The sequence below is a fragment of the Chroococcidiopsis sp. CCNUC1 genome (assembly GCF_023546805.1).
Classification (GTDB): Bacteria; Cyanobacteriota; Cyanobacteriia; order Cyanobacteriales; family Chroococcidiopsidaceae; genus Chroococcidiopsis; species Chroococcidiopsis thermalis.
The window spans coordinates 1,461,703-1,479,464 of record NZ_CP097480.1 but is presented as its reverse complement, the minus strand read 5'-3'; the positions used below and the strand labels follow the sequence as shown (position 1 = coordinate 1,479,464).

Here is a 17,762-nt window from a genome sequence, read left to right as displayed (position 1 = left end):
GAACAACCAGCGATAATGTGCCGTCAGCAATAGTCAGTGGCGATCGCATTGGTTGAGTCATCCCTCTTGCCAAGACACTGCTACTATAACTACAACTAGTTGGGTGGGTATATTTACCACCGCTGGAAGAAACACAATCTGGTCATTGATGTCAGGAATACTCATGAAATCAGTTATAAAATCGATGATTCGCTGGAGTGCAACGTTAGGAGTGGTGGGAAGTACCATTATTGGTACGACGACAATGGGCGCTCTAGAAGTCTTGGCTTTGCCAGAACAACAAATCTTGCAAAAGCTTGGACCCGTGCCAATGTTTACAATCACGGATAATAAGGGCGCACCACTGGTAGCTTCCGTACCAGATCAAAAAGATAAATCAGGAGTAGCTGGAGTCTTTATCAATCGCCAAGACGCACAGGCTTTTATCGATCGCCTGAAGCAGAAAAATCCAGAGTTAGCGAAAAATGTCAGAGTTGTGCCTGTCTCTCTAGCAGAAGTTTACAAGCTAGAGCAAACAAATAAGAAAAAGCCGAATTCTCCCAACTTTGCCTTTGTCCCAGGACAGCAGCAAGTTGACGCTGCAAAAACATTACTACAGCAAAGCGGTCAAAAGCCGGAGCAATTTAAAGGAACGCCATTATTTGTCGCTAAAGCTGGCAAGGAAAAAGGCTACCTCACAATTAAACAAGCAGATCAGCAAGTCATTCCTTTCTTTTTTAATAAGACTGAATTGCAGGCAATGCTGGAACGCTTTAAGAAACAGAAACCCGATCTCGCTTCGACAATTGAAATTCAAGTTGTCAATTTGGAGGGAGTATTGCAAGCAATGCAAACTCGCAACGACCAGGGTTTAAGTCAAATTGTTTTGGTTCCTCCCAAAGAATCAATTGACTTCGTGCGATCGCTTCAACCAGCAGCACCCAACCAACCAGCTAAAAAGCCTTAATTACCGAACAAGCTGAAATGAATACATCTGGTCTAGAACTGTGGCGATGGCGACAGCAAGCTGCAATAGATGCGATCGCGGCTGATGTCTCGCCTACAGAACTAGACTGGTTGCTGCAAGAAGTCGCAGGGTTAGATACTCTTTCCCTACGATTGGAGTTATATAAGCACCAACCGCAAATTCAGTTGAAGTTACCTTTAGCTGAGTTGGATCGATTGTGGCAAAGGCGGTTGCAAGAACGCTTACCAGTACAATACATTGCTCAGATTACGCCCTGGCGGGATTTTAAGTTAGCTGTTTCTCCCGCTGTTTTAATTCCGCGACCGGAAACGGAAATTTTAATCGATTTGGCAGTTGCAGCGGTTAACAAAAGTTTCGTGACTGGATTAGAACGGGGACATTGGGTCGATTTGGGTACGGGTAGCGGTGCGATCGCGATTGGCTTGGCTGCTGTTTTTCCGGCGGCTGAAGTTCATGCTGTCGATCGCAGTTCTTCGGCTTTGGTAATTGCCCAAAGTAACGCTCAAAATTTAGGGTACGGCGATCGGCTAAAGTTTTATTTAGGGAATTGGTGGGAGCCGTTAGAATTTCTCCAAGGTCAGGTTTGCGGGATGGTGTCAAATCCGCCTTATATTCCTAGCAAATTGGTTCCTCAACTACAACCAGAAGTCGCCAATCACGAACCGCATTCAGCTTTGGATGGTGGTGCAGATGGTTTAGATTGCATTCGTCATTTGATTGCAACTGCACCAAATTTTTTGCGATCGGGTGGGCTTTGGTTAATTGAAATGATGGGGGGACAGGCTGAAACTGTAAGCGAGTTGTTACAGCAGCAGGGGAGTTATATGAATATTCAGATTTTTGCAGATTTGGCAGGGATTGAGCGTTTTGCTTTGGCTTATCGGCAGTGATAGATTTTGTGGGTCACGCAAAGGCGCAAAGCGTTAGGTGCAAAGCTTTACCGAAGGCTAGGTGTACGGAGCGGTCAGTGCAATTACCTAATTTTATAATAGAATAAATTTTGATTCAACTATAGCAATCCTATTTGATTCATGAACGAAGCAGGCTTCTAGCCTGCCGCAGGCTAGAAGCCTGCTTTACAAATCATTTAGAACTGCTATAGCAATAGATTTAGCTAAATAATTAGATATACATGTTTTAGTCAAAAAATATAATCATTTGCCAAAAGTACCGTAATTTTACTATTAGTAAGTTTGCGATCGCGACTCGATAAGTATCACAATACTTCTTGGTTAGAGCGCATAGTCCTTGAAGATCCCCCCAACCCCCTTAAAAAGGGGGCTATGATTCCCCCCTTAAAAAGGGGGGAACCAGGGGGGATCGAATCAAAACCTGCGATGTATTGGATAAGTATCACGCTGAATGAAACCCTCTGCTCTATCGGCTTTCAAGCATGACTGCGATTTTTTTAGGCGAGCTAATACAAGTATTTTATTGATGTTTTTTACTTGAATAGCTTAAATTTTGGTTGATTTTATGCCTTATGTTCTTCCAAGTCTATAGCTGCAAGCTACTCTGAGAAATTACCTACTAAATAAATCAGTAAATTTTCGCTTGAATGCATACTGAAGCGAGAATACTTTAGGTTTAGTTTAGCTTTTTAAAGCTGATGTAAAGTAACCGATCTGCGTCTGTCAAAAACCTAGATTTGCATGAGGTGTAATGATTCACAATTTATTCAAGTCGTTACACTTCTCGATGGCATAACTGCACTGAAATAGAGCGTTTTTAACCTACTTGAAAAGCTATTTGCATTCAACGCTCTGCCCCTAACCACAATTTCTCTAATCAAAACTGCTGAGGGCGAAAGCAAGTGCAAATCTGCGTGACTTGTCCCACACTCGCACGAAATTCTAGTTGCGTTGAGTGATGCATGGGGCTGGCAGTCGCTTGTCAACTTATCAGGGTACAAGATGAATTTACACCAAAAGATCCAACACCTAGCTCAAAACAAATCGTTATTGCGATCGCTCAAGCCTAAAACAATTGCCTCTATTTTCGTTGCCTCGGCTCTCCTCTACACTTTGCCAGCACGGGCGCTAACAAGTTACTTAGGAATTAATAACGGCACTGGCTACAATACCGATCCAGAATATGTCGATCGCTCCATCCAGCACACGAAGGACTTAAATTTAGAAGTCGCCCGTATGGGTATGGATGGTGTTGGCGGTTTCACAGAGGGCGCTGGTTTCAATTGGTCAGCCAGAGATGCAGCCATCGATCGCTATCTCAACGCCGGACTCAAAATTCATCTGGTACTATCGGCACGGATGCACGTCAATCGAGACGGTAACTACGACCAGTGGAAAGCAAATTTCCGTTATTTTGTGCGTAACGTCATGATGCGTTACAAAGGCAAGATTTCTTACTACATCATCGATAACGAACCCGACCTCGACTACGGTAACGGTAAGATGTCAGCTCAAGAATGCGTTGACATGACGCGAATTGCCTACGAAACAGCGAAAGAAATTGACTCGAACATCAAAATTGAATCGCCGCCCGTAATGGGAATTGAATCCGGTCTGTTAGACGAAATGTTAGATGCTGGGATTGCTGAGGTGAGCGACTATATTGGCTTGCACGCCTACGGCGGACAAATTTCCGAGAATCGCCTCGGACATCCTTGGCGAGTCTTAGAATCGCGTGGCATTCGCAAGCCTCTAGCAATCAGCGAATCGGGATCGATTAACGAGTATTGCAACGGTTCCGAATTTGAAACAGAAGACTGTCGCCGTCGATGGTTTGCTTATTTCGGACAACAACTGAAGCGTTTCGGTTACGACCACGCACTACTATTCGATCTGGACGGTCACGATAGCTGGGCTGTTGCTCCAGACTTTAACCCAACTAAGACATATCAGCAAATCAAAGATTTACGCTTAAACGAAGCTCTGAGTAATGCCGATTTTGAGTCTGACAATAACGTTGAAACAGGCTGGATACCGTTTGATAGCAACGATGTCTGGATTCTAGAAGGTGCTTCGCCCTACGTGAGTTTTGTCCGTAACGATAATGGTGGAGCGCACGGAGGAAACGGATATGTCAAACTCAACAACGGTAATGCCTCCCCAGATACACCAGTGAGAGTCCGGCGCATTGTCGGTCAGCTACCAAAGGGACAAAAGGTCAAGATTGGTGCTTGGGTGTATGTCAACGGTAAGGCATCGGCAACTCTGAAAGCATTAGGGTACGACTATCGCAACGGTGATGCCGAAATTTCAGCTACTTCTACCAAGAAAAATGGGTGGGAATACTTAGAGATTGAAGTCCCGATTTCAAGATACTGGACGGTCATCGAACTGGGAACGTCGGGAACTGGCAATTCGGGAGACTACGTTAAGTGGGATGATGTCTCAATCGATTAATTGGTTGTAGAGGCGCGAAGCGCCTCTACAACTCTAGCTCAACTCTGCTACGACTCGATCTTCGAGTAAAGTTTGATTCGTGAGTAAGTCCTCTACAGTCATTCGCAAGCAGCGCTGTGCGTCTACTTGAAACAAAACCTTAATCCGATCGCTCCCAGGATACCCAGGTGGAGTTAATTGGGCGATTTGCCTCGCCCCATCTCGGTCGTTGAGGGGTTGTACCTGTTTTTTTCCACTATCTAAACGGCGGGTAATCAGGCGATCGCCATCAAAATAAACTTCCGTCCCGCCAGTCTCCGCCCCCAGTTCTCCAACAATGAGTTCGATACTGGGCTGATTATCCAACGATGCGCCCAAAACCAATTCTACGGGATTTGTCATTGGGTAGGGTTGCCCAGGATTGATAATTGGATGCCAGTTGTGACATTGATTCCGTCTATCCCAATAACGGATACCGTAACTGTGATAGAGAAAATCTTTGACTTCCACGCCTTGACAGATCTGCAACGCACCTTGGGCAATCGCTTCAAACGGGCGATCGCAATGAATTTTTTCTGGGGGAAAATACTGTTGTACCCAAGTCTGCACGGCGGGCATTTGTGCTGTTCCACCCACCAACAATACAGCATCGATCTCTGTCACCTCTATCTCCTGTCGCCGCGCCTGTTGTAATAACTGCTGCATCGACTCGTCTAATTGCTCGAAAAATTGATGTTCTGTCAAAATCTGCGTGAGGCGATCGCGGTCTAATTCTAATTCGTAACTCTCAAACGTCTCATCATTAAAATAAACTTCGCTGGCTTGCACCCGATCGGAAAGTTGAATTTTCACCCTTTCTGCCAAGCGAGTTGTTAAAGGAGATACAGCCAATCCTCGCTCCTGAGCGAAATAATCGACAATCCAGTTATCGATATCAGTTCCGCCTAAATTTTGTCCTGCTTTTGCTAAAACACGGGCAGTTTTTACTTTCTGTCCAGATGTTTTAGCAAAAGATTTCTTCCCCCATTGCAACAAAAACCCCGTCTGTTTTTTGACAGTATTTCCACCACCATCTAAGCGGACTAGAGATAAATCTAAAGTACCACCACCAAAATCAATGACTAATAAATTATCCCGCTCTGCCATGCCATATCCCAAAGCAGCAGCAGTAGGTTCGTCCAAAATTCGGACTTGTTCCACAGGTAAAGCACGACAGATCTCACCCAGCCACAAGCGATAAGCTTCAAAACTATCAACTGGGACTGTTAAGACTAAGGATTGCTCGTCTTCAGGGGCTTGAGTGGCTAATTTCTCAATAATTTGGCTCAAAAACCACTTACCAACTCGTTCAAACGAAACCGTCTCGCCATCCAGTTGAGGCAAAAATCCCTGAATCTCCGTACCAATACCGCGCTTAAAGCTACGAAAAAAACGTGGGTCAGTCGTTAAATCCAAACCGCGATCGCGTACTGTCTGTCCGATTAACACGCGATCGCTTGCCGCATCTTCTACATAAACCAAACTGGGAATCAGAGGTGGATTTTGACCCAACTGCTGAGATAAGCCTGGTAAACTCAAAGTTTCCGCTTGCTGCGTCACGGGATTCCAACGGGCTATACAAGTGTTACTCGTACCAAAATCGATTGCGATCGCCATACTTAATCAGTGACCAGTGACCAGTGACCAGTTATCAATTGTTAGTTATCAGTTAATTCTAAATTCCAAATTCCGAATTATAAATTCATCCTACCCCGTGGGGGATACAAGCTACACTTCATTCTTACCAAGCGCCCTTAACCACCAGTCACCGATCGCTGGTTACTAATCGCTGGTCACTGGTCACTGTTTACGCCAGCCTGCTTCTGCTTGCTGGAGGACATAGGCGGAAACTGCTTGAATTTCCTCTGCTGTCAAGCGATCTTTGTAAGCTGACATATTTCCTTGACCGTTGGTGACAATGTTGGCGATCGCCTCTATTGAATCCATGCCATATTTTTTCAAGGCTTTTTGTTTCAGGTTCTTGCCGCGCCTGACGATATTACCACCATTAATGTGACATCCAGCACATTGAGTTTCAAAGATTTTGGCTCCAATTGGTGTCTCTGCGGCTAAGGCTGGGGTAGAAAAGGCGATCGCCATTCCTACGAGCATCACCAGTACTAAACTAAGTATTTGCTTTAATAACATTTTCATATGATAAGGAAATTTTAGGTAGCAAAACCACTACAAGCCAATCTACAAGCCGATATCTACAGAATACAAGTTGCGATCGCGCCCTTGCTACTGATAATCTCTTTCATTAAGCGTTACTCCAATACCTGTCATGACCCTTACCCTGACCGCACAGGAAGAAGACGACCTGTGGGCTGAAGCCGCGCAGCACAACCCACCTCAGCTTGACCCCGATTCTGGGATCGAGATACATGAAATGCCTCAAGAGTTAGGCAAAGGACACAACCTCTTTGTTGAACTGTATCCAGAGTGCTGGCTACGCATCGAGCGCCATCAGTATTGTGAAACTGTCCAAACCAAACATCCAGAGGCGAATCATGGGTTGCAGTTTGGGGTGCTGCTTTTTGGGGTGATTCTCGATAGCCAGGATGGGGTATATGGCAATGGACACACTATGATTTCTGGAAGCGGCGTGCAACAGGAGATTTTCAGTACCAGTTTCAGCACTCAGCCATACCTGGGCATCAATCTCGAAATGTCTGCGGAGTGGTTAACCACTTTCTTTCCAGATGAGAATGGGCAGTTGCCCGCCGAACTGAGCTTTTTAGTGAAAGGGAACGATTGGCAAACGCTAATTTACCCTAAAACAAATCCAGCGATTCAGAATGTAGCATGGCAGATGATTAACTGTCCCTATGAGGGAGCGGCAAAGCGGTTGTATCTTCAAGCAAAAAGTTTAGAACTGATGGCGTTGCAGCTCGCGCCAATCGTGGCGGATCGGGGCAATCCGAAACCACCGTCCCGAATGAAACCAACTACGATCGCTCGTATTTACGAAGCACGAGATATTTTGCAGCGACGATTAGAAAATCCACCCTCGTCGTTGGAGTTGGCTACTGCGGTGGGACTGAGCGATCGCACGTTACAACGAGGGTTTCAATCGCTGTTTGGCACAACTGTAGTAGGATATTTAGCCGAGCAACGCCTATTGCAAGCCGAGCAATTATTACGGGAGCGATCGATGACAGTGACAGAAGTGGCGCATCGCGTTGGCTACGGTCATCTCGGACGCTTTGCCGCTGCCTTCAAGCGCAAGTTCGGCATTACCCCTAGTCAGTGTTTGTTGGGCAAAAAGGTAATTTTGGGAGCATGATAGAGACAACCAAGTTTAGGTTGCACTCATGAATCAGAGCATTTCTACAACTTCAAAACGGTTGACGTTTGAAGAATTCCTCGCCTATGACGATGGCACGGACACGCGCTATGAATTGGTGGATGGAGAATTAGTAGAAATGCCGACAGAATCGCATGAGAACTGCCAGATTGCGAAACTTTTGATGTTTGAATTGGCAAAATATTTTGCGATCGCACTTCTCAACCTCAAAGACGTTGAAATTGAAGTGAGCGGACGAGGGGCAAAAGTCCGGCTTCCCGATTTGCTCGTGCTGAGTGAAGAAGGCTACGCAGCACTGCAAGGCAAAACCCGCAACATCATTACTCGCGATATGCCACCGCCGATCCTAATTATTGAAGTCGTTTCGCCTGGTGATGAGAATCGGACTCGCGATTATCGGTACAAGCGAACCGAGTATGCAGCGCGGGGCATTGCCGAATATTGGATCGTCGATCCTCAAGAACGGCGGATTACAGTATGTCAGTGGGTAGAAGGGCAGTACGAGGACAAAGTATTTGCGGGTGAAAATCGAATTGAATCGACGGTGATTCCCGCATTTGCGCTCGCAGCAGAGCAGATATTTGCATTTGCTCAAAATTAATTGGAACAGTATGGCGGTTTTGGGATCGTCAGACGGTTTTTGGATAGACGCATCTATTGATACTTCTCTACACTGACACTGATTGCAATTAAGAGTGATTGGCAATAAAGCTTCATCAACTGGTGTCAGGAGTGAATATGAGTGGCTGGAAGTCGTCAAGGATTTGCGTATGGGCGATCGCCTCTATAGCGTTGAGCTTGCTGGGAATATTGCCGAGTCGAGCGGCTGAAGTTAAAACTGAATCCCGACTCCAAGATTTGCAACGTCCGGCAACAACTGTTAAAGACTGGCTGGCTCAAACTTCAACGCCAATCGAGATTACAGGGGTACGACTTAACCAAACTGCTAGCGGTTTGGAAGTGTTATTAGAAACTACTAGCAAGCAACCGCTATCGATTGTAACTTCTGGCTACGGGAGAACATATGTAGCTAACATTGTCAATGCTCGTCTAGCTCTACCAGAAGGAAGCTTTCGTCAGGACAACCCCATTGCAGGAATTACCGTTGTCAGCGTTACCCAGCAGGGAGCAAATGGGATTAGGATAAGTGCGATCGGCTCTGAAGGTATACCAGTAGCAAAGGTCAGGCAGAGTAATGGCAATACCGTTTTCAGTTTAACTACTCCTACTGTTCCCACAGCCCAAATACCTCAGTCAGCGCCACCAGAAGGAGAAACCGCGCTGCCTCAAACTCCGACTCAACCAGGAGAATCTACACCAGAAGTACAAGAGGAAATCCCTGCACCACAAGCACCCGCGCCAGATGGAACCGCACAAGGGGACGAGGAAATGGAAATTGTGGTGACGGATGAGCGGGAAGAGGGCTATCGCGTACCGAATACCAGCGTAGGAACTCGAACCGATACACCATTGCGTGACATTCCCCAATCAATCCAGGTTGTACCCCAGGAAGTATTGCGCGACCAGAATGTTAATACCCTAGATGAAGCCTTGAGAAACGTAAGTGGGGTAACTACAAATAGTGGTCCAGACAGTTTCAGCGAAGCTGGGTACATTATTCGAGGCTTTGGTACGTCAAGCCGTAGTGGTGGTAATTTTCTCAGAAATGGATTAAGGGAAGGTGGAGATATACTTAGGGATTTTACCCCCAATATCGAAAGAATCGAAGCACTCTTAGGTCCAGCTTCTGTGCTTTATGGAAACGCCAATCCAGGCGGAACTATCAACATACTGACGAAACAACCCTTACGCGATCCTTTCTATGCTATTGATGCCACCATTGGCAATTATGACTTCTATGAGGGTGCGATCGATCTATCGGGACCATTAAACGACTCCAAAACACTGTTATATCGTCTCAATGTCGGCTACCAGAATCGAGGCAGCTTCATCGATCTTATTGAAGCCAGTATCTTCACTATTTCGCCTGTCGTAAGTGTGGATATTGGAGAGCGAACTCGCTTAACCTTAGAAGGCGAATACACAGAAAGAAGCATTGTTAGTTACCAAGGCTTGCCAGCAGTGGGTACAGTACTTCCTAATCCAAATGGTGAAATCCCGCGCGATCGCTTCACTGGAGAACCTGACGGTACTATTAATAACACTATTACCAGAGTAGGCTATCGGTTAGAACATCAATTCAGCGACAACTGGGCATTACAAAATGTTTTCTCGGCAAGAATTCAAAGCAATGAACCTGGAAATGAGTTCTATATTCTTACTGAAGATGGTCTTGCCGACGATAATCGAACCTTAAATCGTCAGGCGATCGACAACACAGTTGATTACGAAGACTACGACCTAGCTACTTACCTGACGGGCAAATTTTCAACTGGGTCAATTAACCACGAGCTACTCCTGGGAATCGATTTGAGCAGCTCATTCTTAGCATTTGACCGACCTAGCATTATCCCAACAACGTTAGACATATTTGACCCTGTGTACGGGCGTGCTACTGAATCATCCATCGACGCTTTTGATGGAGATCAACTAACAAGAACTCTGGGGATTTATGTTCAAAATCTGGTAACACTAACAGAAAATCTCAAGTTATTGTTGGGCGGGCGATTCGATCTATTTGAACAAGACTTTCGTTTTCAAAGCGATATCGACAGTGCATCGGGGGATGCGTTCAGTCCCCGTGTCGGGCTTGTTTATCAGCCGATTCAACCGATTTCACTCTATGCTAGCAATAGCAAATCGTTTCTTCCAGTTCAAGGCACTGCCTTTGGTGGTGGCGCATTTGAACCAGAGGGCGGGACTCAATATGAAATTGGGCTCAAAGCAGACGTGAGCGAGCAACTTTCAGCAACTCTGGCACTTTATCACCTGACCCGCACTAATGTCACAACGGAAGACCCAGATAATCTAGAGTTTCAGATTCAAACAGGGGAGCAGCGCAGCCGAGGTGTTGAACTCAGAATTGCAGGCGAAATTCTCCCTGGATGGAACATTATCGCAAGTTATGCTTACACCGATGCCCAAATTACCGAAGACAACACGCTTCCCGTGGGTAATCGTTTAGATAACGTTCCTGAAAATGCCTTTAATCTGTGGACAAGTTATGAAATTCAGCAGGGTACATTACAAGGGTTAGGGTTTGGCTTGGGCTTGTTTTATGTCGGCGAACGGCAAGGGGATTTAGACAATAGCTTTCAAGTTCCTAGCTATTTGCGGACAGATGCTGCAATTTTTTACAATCGCGATCGCTTCCGTGCTGCCCTCAATTTTAGAAATCTGTTCGATATCGATTATTTTGAAGGTAGCTTAGGCTCAAATGTTTTCCCTGGTGCGCCGTTTACAGTGCTGGGTACAGTTTCGTGGGAGTTTTAGTATCTGTAACAGAGAATAATAGTTCTTTACATCCATCACGGGCGATCGCCATGCAAACAGCTTTCGCAGTCACAGCTACTTTGCAGCAGCCTTTAGAACAAAATTCGATTTTTGTCTCATCCGTCGTCTACGCAAATAGCGATCGCGCTGATTCATCCTGGCGATCGCGTTCTTAGTTGCTCTCGAAACGCCATCACCGCATCAAACTGTTCCTCTGGTTTCACATAGTTTGCTAATAACCCCGTGTCACAATCCGGCAATAACTCGCTTGTTGTAATTCGCTCGTATTCCTCAGCGCGTAGATGATAAATCGTAAATTGCCCGCTTTCCCAAACCCACACTTCCGTTACCCTCAACCCGCGATAAATCTCTAGCTTATCCACCATGCCACTACTCAATACAACCTCAATCGCTAGATCGGGAAACTCCTTTTTCTGCCCCAAGCAATAGCACTCATCTGGCTCCAATCCGCGCTGTTTCGCCACCTTACGAAATGTTGCCGAGCCGATTGCATGAAAGCGGATGCGCGACTCCTGAAAGTACGCCTCCATTAACATCCCAATCGTTTTTTTGAGTTCTTCGTGCAGTGAAGAGGTGGTCATAATTTCTAGAGTTCCTTCCAAATAGCTCAACCGCAACCCTGGAAAATCATCGCCCAAGGTTGCTAGCAACAATTCATACTGCTGCCAACTTACGCCCTCCAGCACTACACGCTGTTCTGACAAGGGTTGTGAAATCGCTGAAGACAATAGTTGAGAATTCATCAGGATTCGCACTCCAATTCGTCCTTCCATATTAAAATATCGAAGCTTCTACCACGGAGATAAAATCCTTTGCGTCAATCTGGCGCGAATTGTTATCGCCATAAAATTGCTCCATTATTGTAGGCTGAGTAATCGGTAGTGAATTTTTCTATCCCACTCCCGTACGGGCGGGTTCACCAAAAAACTCTTTTCTCAACTAATATTCTGAGTGAACCCGCCCCTACGACTCCCGATTATTGTGACTCGCCAACGCTTATTTCTATTTATTATTGCTTTACTCCTCATCGTACTTTCCTGGTGGCAAATTGCGGCTGTAAGAACTGGGCTAATCGTACAATCCCTCTCTAGAGATGGCATACCAATGCTGTATGTCGCACCAGTGCGATCGCCAAAAATACCAGGAGTACTGATAGCTCACGGTTTTGCAGGCTCTAAGCAATTAATGTTGGGTTATGCCTACACGCTGGCTCATGCAGGCTATGCGGTGATGTTGTGGGATTTTAGCGGGCATGGAGCTAATAGCAAACCCTTGGCACGATCGTCACTCCAAGCCGATCTCGATACTGCATACAAAGCTTTACTCGCTCAGCCTAGAGTCGATCCGCAACGAGTCGCTGTATTGGGACATTCGATGGGTAGCGGTGCGGCGATGACAGCAGCAATTCAACAAAGCGATCGCTTTACTGCAACTGTGGCGATCTCTCCTACTAGAGCCGCAGTTACACCCCAAGTTCCCGCTAACTTGCAACTACAGGCAGGAAATTGGGAACCGCGTTTTGTTGCCACTGCCCAGCAATTACTACAACAAGCAGGGGGAGAAAGTCAAGGGCGATCGCTCGTTATTATCCCCAATGCCGAACATATTACTATTCTTTTTCGCCAAGCTAGCCACCAAGCAGCTAAAACCTGGCTCGATCGCAGTTTTGGTATTCAAAATTCCAGCAATTATATAGATAATCGCATGACTTGGTATGGCGTACATCTATTTGCGTGGCTTCTCATCTTAGGCGCTGTTGCTCCTACGATCTCAAGCGAGCCAACACTACGTCAGCCACCGAGAATCTGGCAGCGCTTTCCTGCAAGAGGAGTATCAGATCTGCTGTTTCAAGCAGCAATTCAGGTTCACAATTCTGACACTGTAAGTAAAAGCGATCGCCTTAAAAGTTGGATTGGTTTAATCTTGAGTCCTTTAGGGGCAATTGGCATACTCGCATTACTAAACCGCAACACAGACATTGCCAGCTTAGGTGGCGTGTTAGTAGGTGGTGCGTTGGGAATTTGGTTTTATGCGGCTGGTATCGTCTGGCTGTTGGCTAACTTGCGTTTACCGCGTTTGACTCCAGCAGGATTGGGATTGGGTTTGGGGCTGTTTCTCCTGCTTTGGGTTGCTTTTGGGGCGATGGCGCAGGTAGTCTGGTTACAGTGGTGGTTGGTTCCCGTTCGCTTGCAACTGTGGCTGTGGTTATCGTTGCTGTGTTTTCCCTGGCTGCTTGCTTCCGGTATTGCCCAAAGACAAAGTAGCCTTAAATCGCGATTTATTTGGTGGTTGGGACAAAGTTTAGTCTTAGTCATAGGACTGTTGGCAACAATCCAAATGCTGCCCCAAATTGGTTTTATCTTCCTCTTATTGCCTATCTTCCCCTTATTTTTGGCAATGTTCGCGATCGCATCTGCCTCTGTCAAAGATGTTTGGGCTTATGCAATTGGATGTTCTCTATTTTTCAGTTGGGCGATCGCGGCTGCTTTTCCCCTGGTAGGATAACCTAAGCTTAAATTCAGTTGCCAATAATATCAGTGTTAGCAATCGAGAATGGCTTATGAAATCGTTGCATCGCCCAGATATGTATACATGGTCGATTTTCGACCGCGATCGAAACATGGATTTCAATAGCTACATTTGGATTCGCCCCAAAGGTAATATCCTCATCGATCCTTTAGCATTATCAAACTACGATTTCGATCGCCTCAATTCTTTTGGTGGTGCAGCTTGGATTATTATCACGAATTCCGACCATATCAGAGCAGCTAAAGGGATCGCCCATGTCACCGGAGCGAAAATTGCTGCCCCATTAGGTGAGAAAGAAACCTTCCCCATTGCGTGCGACTGCTGGTTGATGGATGGGGATGAGTTAGTCTCAGGGTTACAAGTTTTTGCTTTATCTGGTTCCAAAACTCTTGGAGAATTGGCACTGTTAATTGAAGGTAAAACTTTAATTACAGGTGACTTAATTCGCGCCCCCAAAGCTGGTAGCCTGACAATTTTGCCCGATAATAAGCTCAGTCACAAAGCGGATGCTGTAGCCTCAGTCCGCCGCATTGCTGCGATCGATAGTATTGAAACCGTACTCGTAGGTGATGGTTGGTCGATCTTCCGCAATGGTAGCGATCGCCTCAAGGAACTAGCAGCAACGCTATGAGGGTATGGGGTGTGGAACGTAGGATACTACACCCTAATGCAGTTGGTTAGGATCTTCTAGAGTTATTGGGAGTTCGGTATTTTCGACTCGGTTAGGATCTTCCAAACTAGGGGGAAGTTCTGTATTTTCCGTTCTGTCGAGATCGTTCGCTCTTTCGGAAGTGCCTGCATCTCCAAATTCCTCTTCTACCACACAACCAGCTACAGAAACCGAATATTTATGACCTGTAGTGCTGATATCTCCAACTCTCACATTGACCTGATAGGGTTGATTGTCACGACGGGGAATAGCTGCAATTTTTAGCGGTTGACCTTCTAGCAGCCTCACCGAAGAATTGCGATAGAACTGATCCTTCGTACCATCGCTATATTTCAGGTAAACCGATATGTTGTACTTAGCAGTCTGTTCTGGCATCAGATCGATGACAAAGCGATCGAACGTAGCACCACCCGGTACGCCAAAATCGGTATTGTAGTTATTCCGAGAGATCAGCATTCCTGGTGCGGAAACAATTTTTCTTACCTGCGTCCCATCACCCCCGATCGCATTTAACGATTCACAGCTTTGACCGTAAGCAGGTACGTTACTAGCCAACAACCCTAAAATTCCCAACACGGCACAACGATAAAACACGCCCCAACCTCCTTCTGAGCTTTATTCGCCAAAAGTCTACTAGAGATAACCATATTTTTTTGGAAATGTCAAGAAATTTATTGTTTGAAGGTTGTTGGTTGTTGGTTGGCAGTTGACACTCCCTTGTCCCAATTTTGAATTGTGAATTGCGACTCTCCCGTACGGGCGCACTGCTGTGCGCCCCTACCGACTCCCGAAACTACGGCGCGGACTCAAATGCCGCATAACTACCCCCTAATCCCTCGACAATCGTGCGGGTATTGGCAACTAGCATCTTTGGGTAAGTATCGCCGTCTGTGCCTGGTTCTCCTAATCCATCAGCGTAGAGTTCTCTATCTGCAACTTTGACTTTTGCTTCCCTTGCTACAGCTTCAATCAGTTGCGGATTAACTGTCTTTTCGGCAAATATTGTCGGAACGCCAGATTTTCTGATATCTTTGACGAGTTCTGCTACCCTGGCAGCTGTAGGTCTTTCTTCAGTGCTAATCCCTTGTAAGGCTCCTTCAATTGGAATTCCATAAGCATTTGCATAGTAACCCATTGCATCGTGGGTGGTGACTAATTTACGCTGTCCAGGTGGAATTGTCTGAATCTGGGATTTAATCCAAGTATCGATCTGTTTGAGTTCACCCGTCAGTTGTTTGGTATTGCTGGTATATTTTGCGGTGTTATTCGGAAATGCTTTTGACAAGGAGTCAGCGATCGCATTGGCGATGCGAATACCGTTTTGGGCATTATGCCAGACGTGCGGATCGGTAACGGTTTGTCCGTCTTCCTCAAGTTGTTGGGGTTTGGGAACGCCAATCTCATGCACTGCTACTTTAGGTACGGGGTTAGAGGTGGCTTTGATTAGTTTAATGAGACCAGACTCAAAGTTGTAACCACCATACAAAATTAATTGCGCTTGCTCGATCGCTTTGCTATCTTCTGGTTTCGGTTGATATAAGTGAGGGTCAGCACCAGGCTCGATTAAACATTTTAAGTCTATGGTGTTTGCCGCGATTTCTTGAGTTAATCCGCAGGTAACGCTGTTAGTTGCAACTACAAGTGGTAAGTTATTTTTCTGCGCGATCGCCTCATCCCCTTTAAGATTCAATCCAGCTAGACCAAGTGCGATCGCAAAGGTCGCTATAGATTTGACAGACAACTTTAACATCTTCTTTTCGAGCTTGGGTGATAATGATTATCATTGTGCTATAAGAAGGCGTATGTTAGAAGTCCAACATTTAACCGTCAGCTATCGAGGTGTATCTGCTGTTGAAGATGTCAGTTTTCGCCTGCAACCAGGACAAATCGTTGGCGCGATCGGTCCTAATGGTGCGGGTAAAAGCACGATGGTCAAGGCAATGTTGGGTTTAGTACCAGCTGTAAGTGGAGTGGTAAAGTATCGCGATCGCGCCTTACAACAACAGCTGAATGCAGTAGCATACGTCCCTCAACGCACGCAAATTGACTGGGATTATCCCGTGACCGTGTGGAACGTTGTCATGATGGCACGAACGAGACAGACGGGATGGTGGCGCGAACCCAATCGTCAATCTAAGCAAATTGTCGCTACTGCTATAGATCGAGTTGGGATGTGGGAACTGCGTCACAGACAAATTGGCGAGTTATCCGGCGGACAACAGCAGCGAGTCTTCTTAGCGCGATCGCTAGCACAGGAAGCAGAATTATTCTTTTTTGACGAGCCATTTGTTGGTATCGACAAGAAAACCGAAACAATTATGTTTGATGTATTTTCCGAATTAAAATTGCAAGGTAAAACTCTATTAGTTATTACCCACGATCTCGCCACAACATTAATCAAATGCGATCGGCTCTTATTATTAAATCGTCAGTTAATCGCCAACGGTTCTCTCAAAGAAGTCACGACAACAGCCAACATCCAACGCGCCTACGGTGACAGCATTTTGTTAATTCGGAATTCGGAATTCGGAATTCGGAATTAGTAGCTCTCACGAACAAATAACAAATAATAAATGACAAATGACTAACTTATTACTCGAACCGCTAAATTTTGAATTTATGCGTTTAGCGCTAGTAACAGCAATTTTACTAGGTATACTTTGCTCGGTTATCGGCACTTACTTAATCGTACAACGGATGGGTTTATTAGGAGATGTTATCGCTCATGCAGTGTTACCAGGACTAGCGATCGCATTTTTTCTAGGAATTGATATATTTGTCGGTGCATTTATTTCCGGTACGCTCAGCACGTTTGTCATCTCTTGGATTCAGTCTCAGTCTCGAATCAAAGTTGATGTAGCAATGGCTTTGGTTTTTTCGGGCTTTTTGGCATTAGGAATTACACTAATTACCATACTCAAAAGTAAACTAGACTTACATCAATTTCTCTTTGGCGATCTTTTAGGAGTCACCACAATCGATGTATGGAAAACTTTCGCGATCGCCATCATCATATTGCTATTAGTTAAGCTATTTTACAAGGAACTATTATTCTATACTTTCGATCCCTTGGGCGCTCAAGCTGTCGGTCTACCAGTCACTTTAATTCACTTAGGCTTAACATCTGCTATTACCTTAACAATTATTGCGAGTATGCAAGCAGTAGGTATAGTGTTAGTAGTTTCGCTTTTAATTGGACCTGGAGCTACAGCTTACTTACTCGTGAAAGAATTACATCAAATGATGATTTTTGGATCGATTATTGGAATTTTTAGTAGTGTCACTGGAATGTATTTTAGTTACTATTTCAATGTTCCTTCTGGTGCGGCGATTGTCTTAGTAGTTTCAGGGTTATTTATATTAGCACTATTATTCAGCCCTTCCCAGGGCATTTTAACCCAGCCAGCAGTAGCAAATCGTTCTCTTTCGATCTTAGGTCAATTCAAACAATCGAACAAACGAATTTAAAAATATAGAGACGTTACATGT

General features: G+C 45.4%; 16 protein-coding genes. 11 read left to right on the top strand and 5 right to left on the bottom strand.

The features are described from left to right. Positions 1 to 163: 163 nt before the first annotated feature. The 3 genes from M5J74_RS06930 to M5J74_RS06920 all read left to right on the top strand — a co-directional run bounded on the left by M5J74_RS06930 (position 164) and on the right by M5J74_RS06920 (position 4,335). Positions 164 to 946 (top strand): Tic22 family protein, encoded by a 783-nt coding sequence (locus tag M5J74_RS06930; RefSeq protein ID WP_015153407.1) that lies wholly within the window; start codon positions 164 to 166, stop codon positions 944 to 946. A 17-nt stretch (positions 947 to 963) separates the two neighbouring features. Continuing rightward, the gene (gene prmC / locus M5J74_RS06925) at positions 964 to 1,857 is read left to right on the top strand and encodes a peptide chain release factor N(5)-glutamine methyltransferase (protein ID WP_250016108.1); all 894 of its coding nucleotides are present in this window, start codon (positions 964 to 966) and stop codon (positions 1,855 to 1,857) included. Between the two features lie 1,023 nt (positions 1,858 to 2,880). Further along, positions 2,881 to 4,335 (top strand): hypothetical protein, encoded by a 1,455-nt coding sequence (locus tag M5J74_RS06920; RefSeq protein ID WP_250016106.1) that lies wholly within the window; start codon positions 2,881 to 2,883, stop codon positions 4,333 to 4,335. A 33-nt stretch (positions 4,336 to 4,368) separates the two neighbouring features. Here M5J74_RS06920 and M5J74_RS06915 read toward each other — a convergent pair whose 3' ends face one another. Together M5J74_RS06915 and petJ are read right to left on the bottom strand one after the other, a co-directional pair. Beyond that, a complete protein-coding gene (locus M5J74_RS06915) occupies positions 4,369 to 5,970 on the bottom strand; it encodes an Hsp70 family protein (protein WP_250016104.1) in 1,602 nt (533 codons plus the stop codon). Between the two features lie 183 nt (positions 5,971 to 6,153). Then, positions 6,154 to 6,501, bottom strand: a complete 348-nt coding sequence (gene petJ, locus M5J74_RS06910) for a cytochrome c6 PetJ (protein WP_041462385.1) — start codon at positions 6,499 to 6,501, stop codon at positions 6,154 to 6,156. A 136-nt stretch (positions 6,502 to 6,637) separates the two neighbouring features. Between petJ and M5J74_RS06905 the strand changes: the two genes are divergently transcribed. The 4 genes from M5J74_RS06905 (at position 6,638) to M5J74_RS06890 (ending at position 11,229) form a co-directional block, all read left to right on the top strand. After that, the gene (locus M5J74_RS06905) at positions 6,638 to 7,639 is read left to right on the top strand and encodes a helix-turn-helix transcriptional regulator (RefSeq protein ID WP_015153402.1); all 1,002 of its coding nucleotides are present in this window, start codon (positions 6,638 to 6,640) and stop codon (positions 7,637 to 7,639) included. A gap of 28 nt (positions 7,640 to 7,667) precedes the next feature. Continuing rightward, positions 7,668 to 8,261 carry a Uma2 family endonuclease gene (locus M5J74_RS06900; RefSeq protein ID WP_015153401.1) on the top strand — a complete coding sequence of 198 codons (594 nt, stop codon included), beginning with the start codon at positions 7,668 to 7,670 and terminating at the stop codon, positions 8,259 to 8,261. Between the two features lie 137 nt (positions 8,262 to 8,398). Continuing rightward, entirely contained in the window at positions 8,399 to 11,053 is a 2,655-nt protein-coding gene (locus M5J74_RS06895; RefSeq protein ID WP_250016103.1) for a TonB-dependent siderophore receptor, read from the top strand. Then, on the top strand, positions 11,041 to 11,229 hold the full coding sequence (locus tag M5J74_RS06890) for a hypothetical protein (RefSeq protein WP_041462384.1): 189 nt from the start codon (positions 11,041 to 11,043) through the stop codon (positions 11,227 to 11,229). Before M5J74_RS06895 ends, M5J74_RS06890 begins: the two co-directional genes overlap by 13 nt. On the opposite strand, the gene M5J74_RS06885 is transcribed toward M5J74_RS06890, so the two are convergent. Next, positions 11,206 to 11,817, bottom strand: coding sequence for a Uma2 family endonuclease (locus M5J74_RS06885; RefSeq protein WP_041462881.1), 612 nt, complete (start codon positions 11,815 to 11,817; stop codon positions 11,206 to 11,208). The genes M5J74_RS06890 and M5J74_RS06885 overlap by 24 nt on opposite strands. A 208-nt stretch (positions 11,818 to 12,025) precedes the next feature. Between M5J74_RS06885 and M5J74_RS06880 the strand changes: the two genes are divergently transcribed. Further along, positions 12,026 to 13,579, top strand: coding sequence for an alpha/beta fold hydrolase (locus M5J74_RS06880; RefSeq protein WP_250016101.1), 1,554 nt, complete (start codon positions 12,026 to 12,028; stop codon positions 13,577 to 13,579). Between the two features lie 55 nt (positions 13,580 to 13,634). Next, a complete protein-coding gene (locus tag M5J74_RS06875) occupies positions 13,635 to 14,234 on the top strand; it encodes an MBL fold metallo-hydrolase (RefSeq protein ID WP_250016099.1) in 600 nt (199 codons plus the stop codon). A gap of 33 nt (positions 14,235 to 14,267) precedes the next feature. Here M5J74_RS06875 and M5J74_RS06870 read toward each other — a convergent pair whose 3' ends face one another. Then, the gene (locus M5J74_RS06870; RefSeq protein ID WP_015153396.1) at positions 14,268 to 14,867 is read right to left on the bottom strand and encodes a hypothetical protein; all 600 of its coding nucleotides are present in this window, start codon (positions 14,865 to 14,867) and stop codon (positions 14,268 to 14,270) included. 199 nt (positions 14,868 to 15,066) lie between these two features. Then, positions 15,067 to 16,023: a metal ABC transporter solute-binding protein, Zn/Mn family gene (locus M5J74_RS06865; RefSeq protein ID WP_015153395.1), complete on the bottom strand. Its 957-nt coding sequence runs from the start codon at positions 16,021 to 16,023 to the stop codon at positions 15,067 to 15,069. Between the two features lie 52 nt (positions 16,024 to 16,075). Here M5J74_RS06865 and M5J74_RS06860 point away from each other — a divergent pair, with 52 nt between their 5' ends. Beyond that, positions 16,076 to 16,816 carry a metal ABC transporter ATP-binding protein gene (locus tag M5J74_RS06860; RefSeq protein WP_250016097.1) on the top strand — a complete coding sequence of 247 codons (741 nt, stop codon included), beginning with the start codon at positions 16,076 to 16,078 and terminating at the stop codon, positions 16,814 to 16,816. Between the two features lie 37 nt (positions 16,817 to 16,853). Then, positions 16,854 to 17,741, top strand: coding sequence for a metal ABC transporter permease (locus M5J74_RS06855; protein WP_250016096.1), 888 nt, complete (start codon positions 16,854 to 16,856; stop codon positions 17,739 to 17,741). The last annotated feature ends 21 nt before the right edge of the window (positions 17,742 to 17,762 follow it).

Bases quoted from the DNA above. Each gene is read 5' to 3' on its own strand.
- M5J74_RS06885 (WP_041462881.1), bottom strand. From the start codon at position 11,817: ATGAATTCTCAACTATTGTCTTCAGCGATTTCACAACCCTTGTCAGAA.
- M5J74_RS06865 (WP_015153395.1), bottom strand. From the start codon at position 16,023: ATGTTAAAGTTGTCTGTCAAATCTATAGCGACCTTTGCGATCGCACTT.
- M5J74_RS06920 (WP_250016106.1), top strand. From the start codon at position 2,881: ATGAATTTACACCAAAAGATCCAACACCTAGCTCAAAACAAATCGTTA.
- M5J74_RS06860 (WP_250016097.1), top strand. From the start codon at position 16,076: ATGTTAGAAGTCCAACATTTAACCGTCAGCTATCGAGGTGTATCTGCT.
- M5J74_RS06895 (WP_250016103.1), top strand. From the start codon at position 8,399: ATGAGTGGCTGGAAGTCGTCAAGGATTTGCGTATGGGCGATCGCCTCT.
- M5J74_RS06930 (WP_015153407.1), top strand. From the start codon at position 164: ATGAAATCAGTTATAAAATCGATGATTCGCTGGAGTGCAACGTTAGGA.
- M5J74_RS06900 (WP_015153401.1), top strand. From the start codon at position 7,668: ATGAATCAGAGCATTTCTACAACTTCAAAACGGTTGACGTTTGAAGAA.
- M5J74_RS06915 (WP_250016104.1), bottom strand. From the start codon at position 5,970: ATGGCGATCGCAATCGATTTTGGTACGAGTAACACTTGTATAGCCCGT.
- M5J74_RS06855 (WP_250016096.1), top strand. From the start codon at position 16,854: ATGACTAACTTATTACTCGAACCGCTAAATTTTGAATTTATGCGTTTA.
- M5J74_RS06875 (WP_250016099.1), top strand. From the start codon at position 13,635: ATGAAATCGTTGCATCGCCCAGATATGTATACATGGTCGATTTTCGAC.
- prmC (WP_250016108.1), top strand. From the start codon at position 964: ATGAATACATCTGGTCTAGAACTGTGGCGATGGCGACAGCAAGCTGCA.
- petJ (WP_041462385.1), bottom strand. From the start codon at position 6,501: ATGTTATTAAAGCAAATACTTAGTTTAGTACTGGTGATGCTCGTAGGA.
- M5J74_RS06905 (WP_015153402.1), top strand. From the start codon at position 6,638: ATGACCCTTACCCTGACCGCACAGGAAGAAGACGACCTGTGGGCTGAA.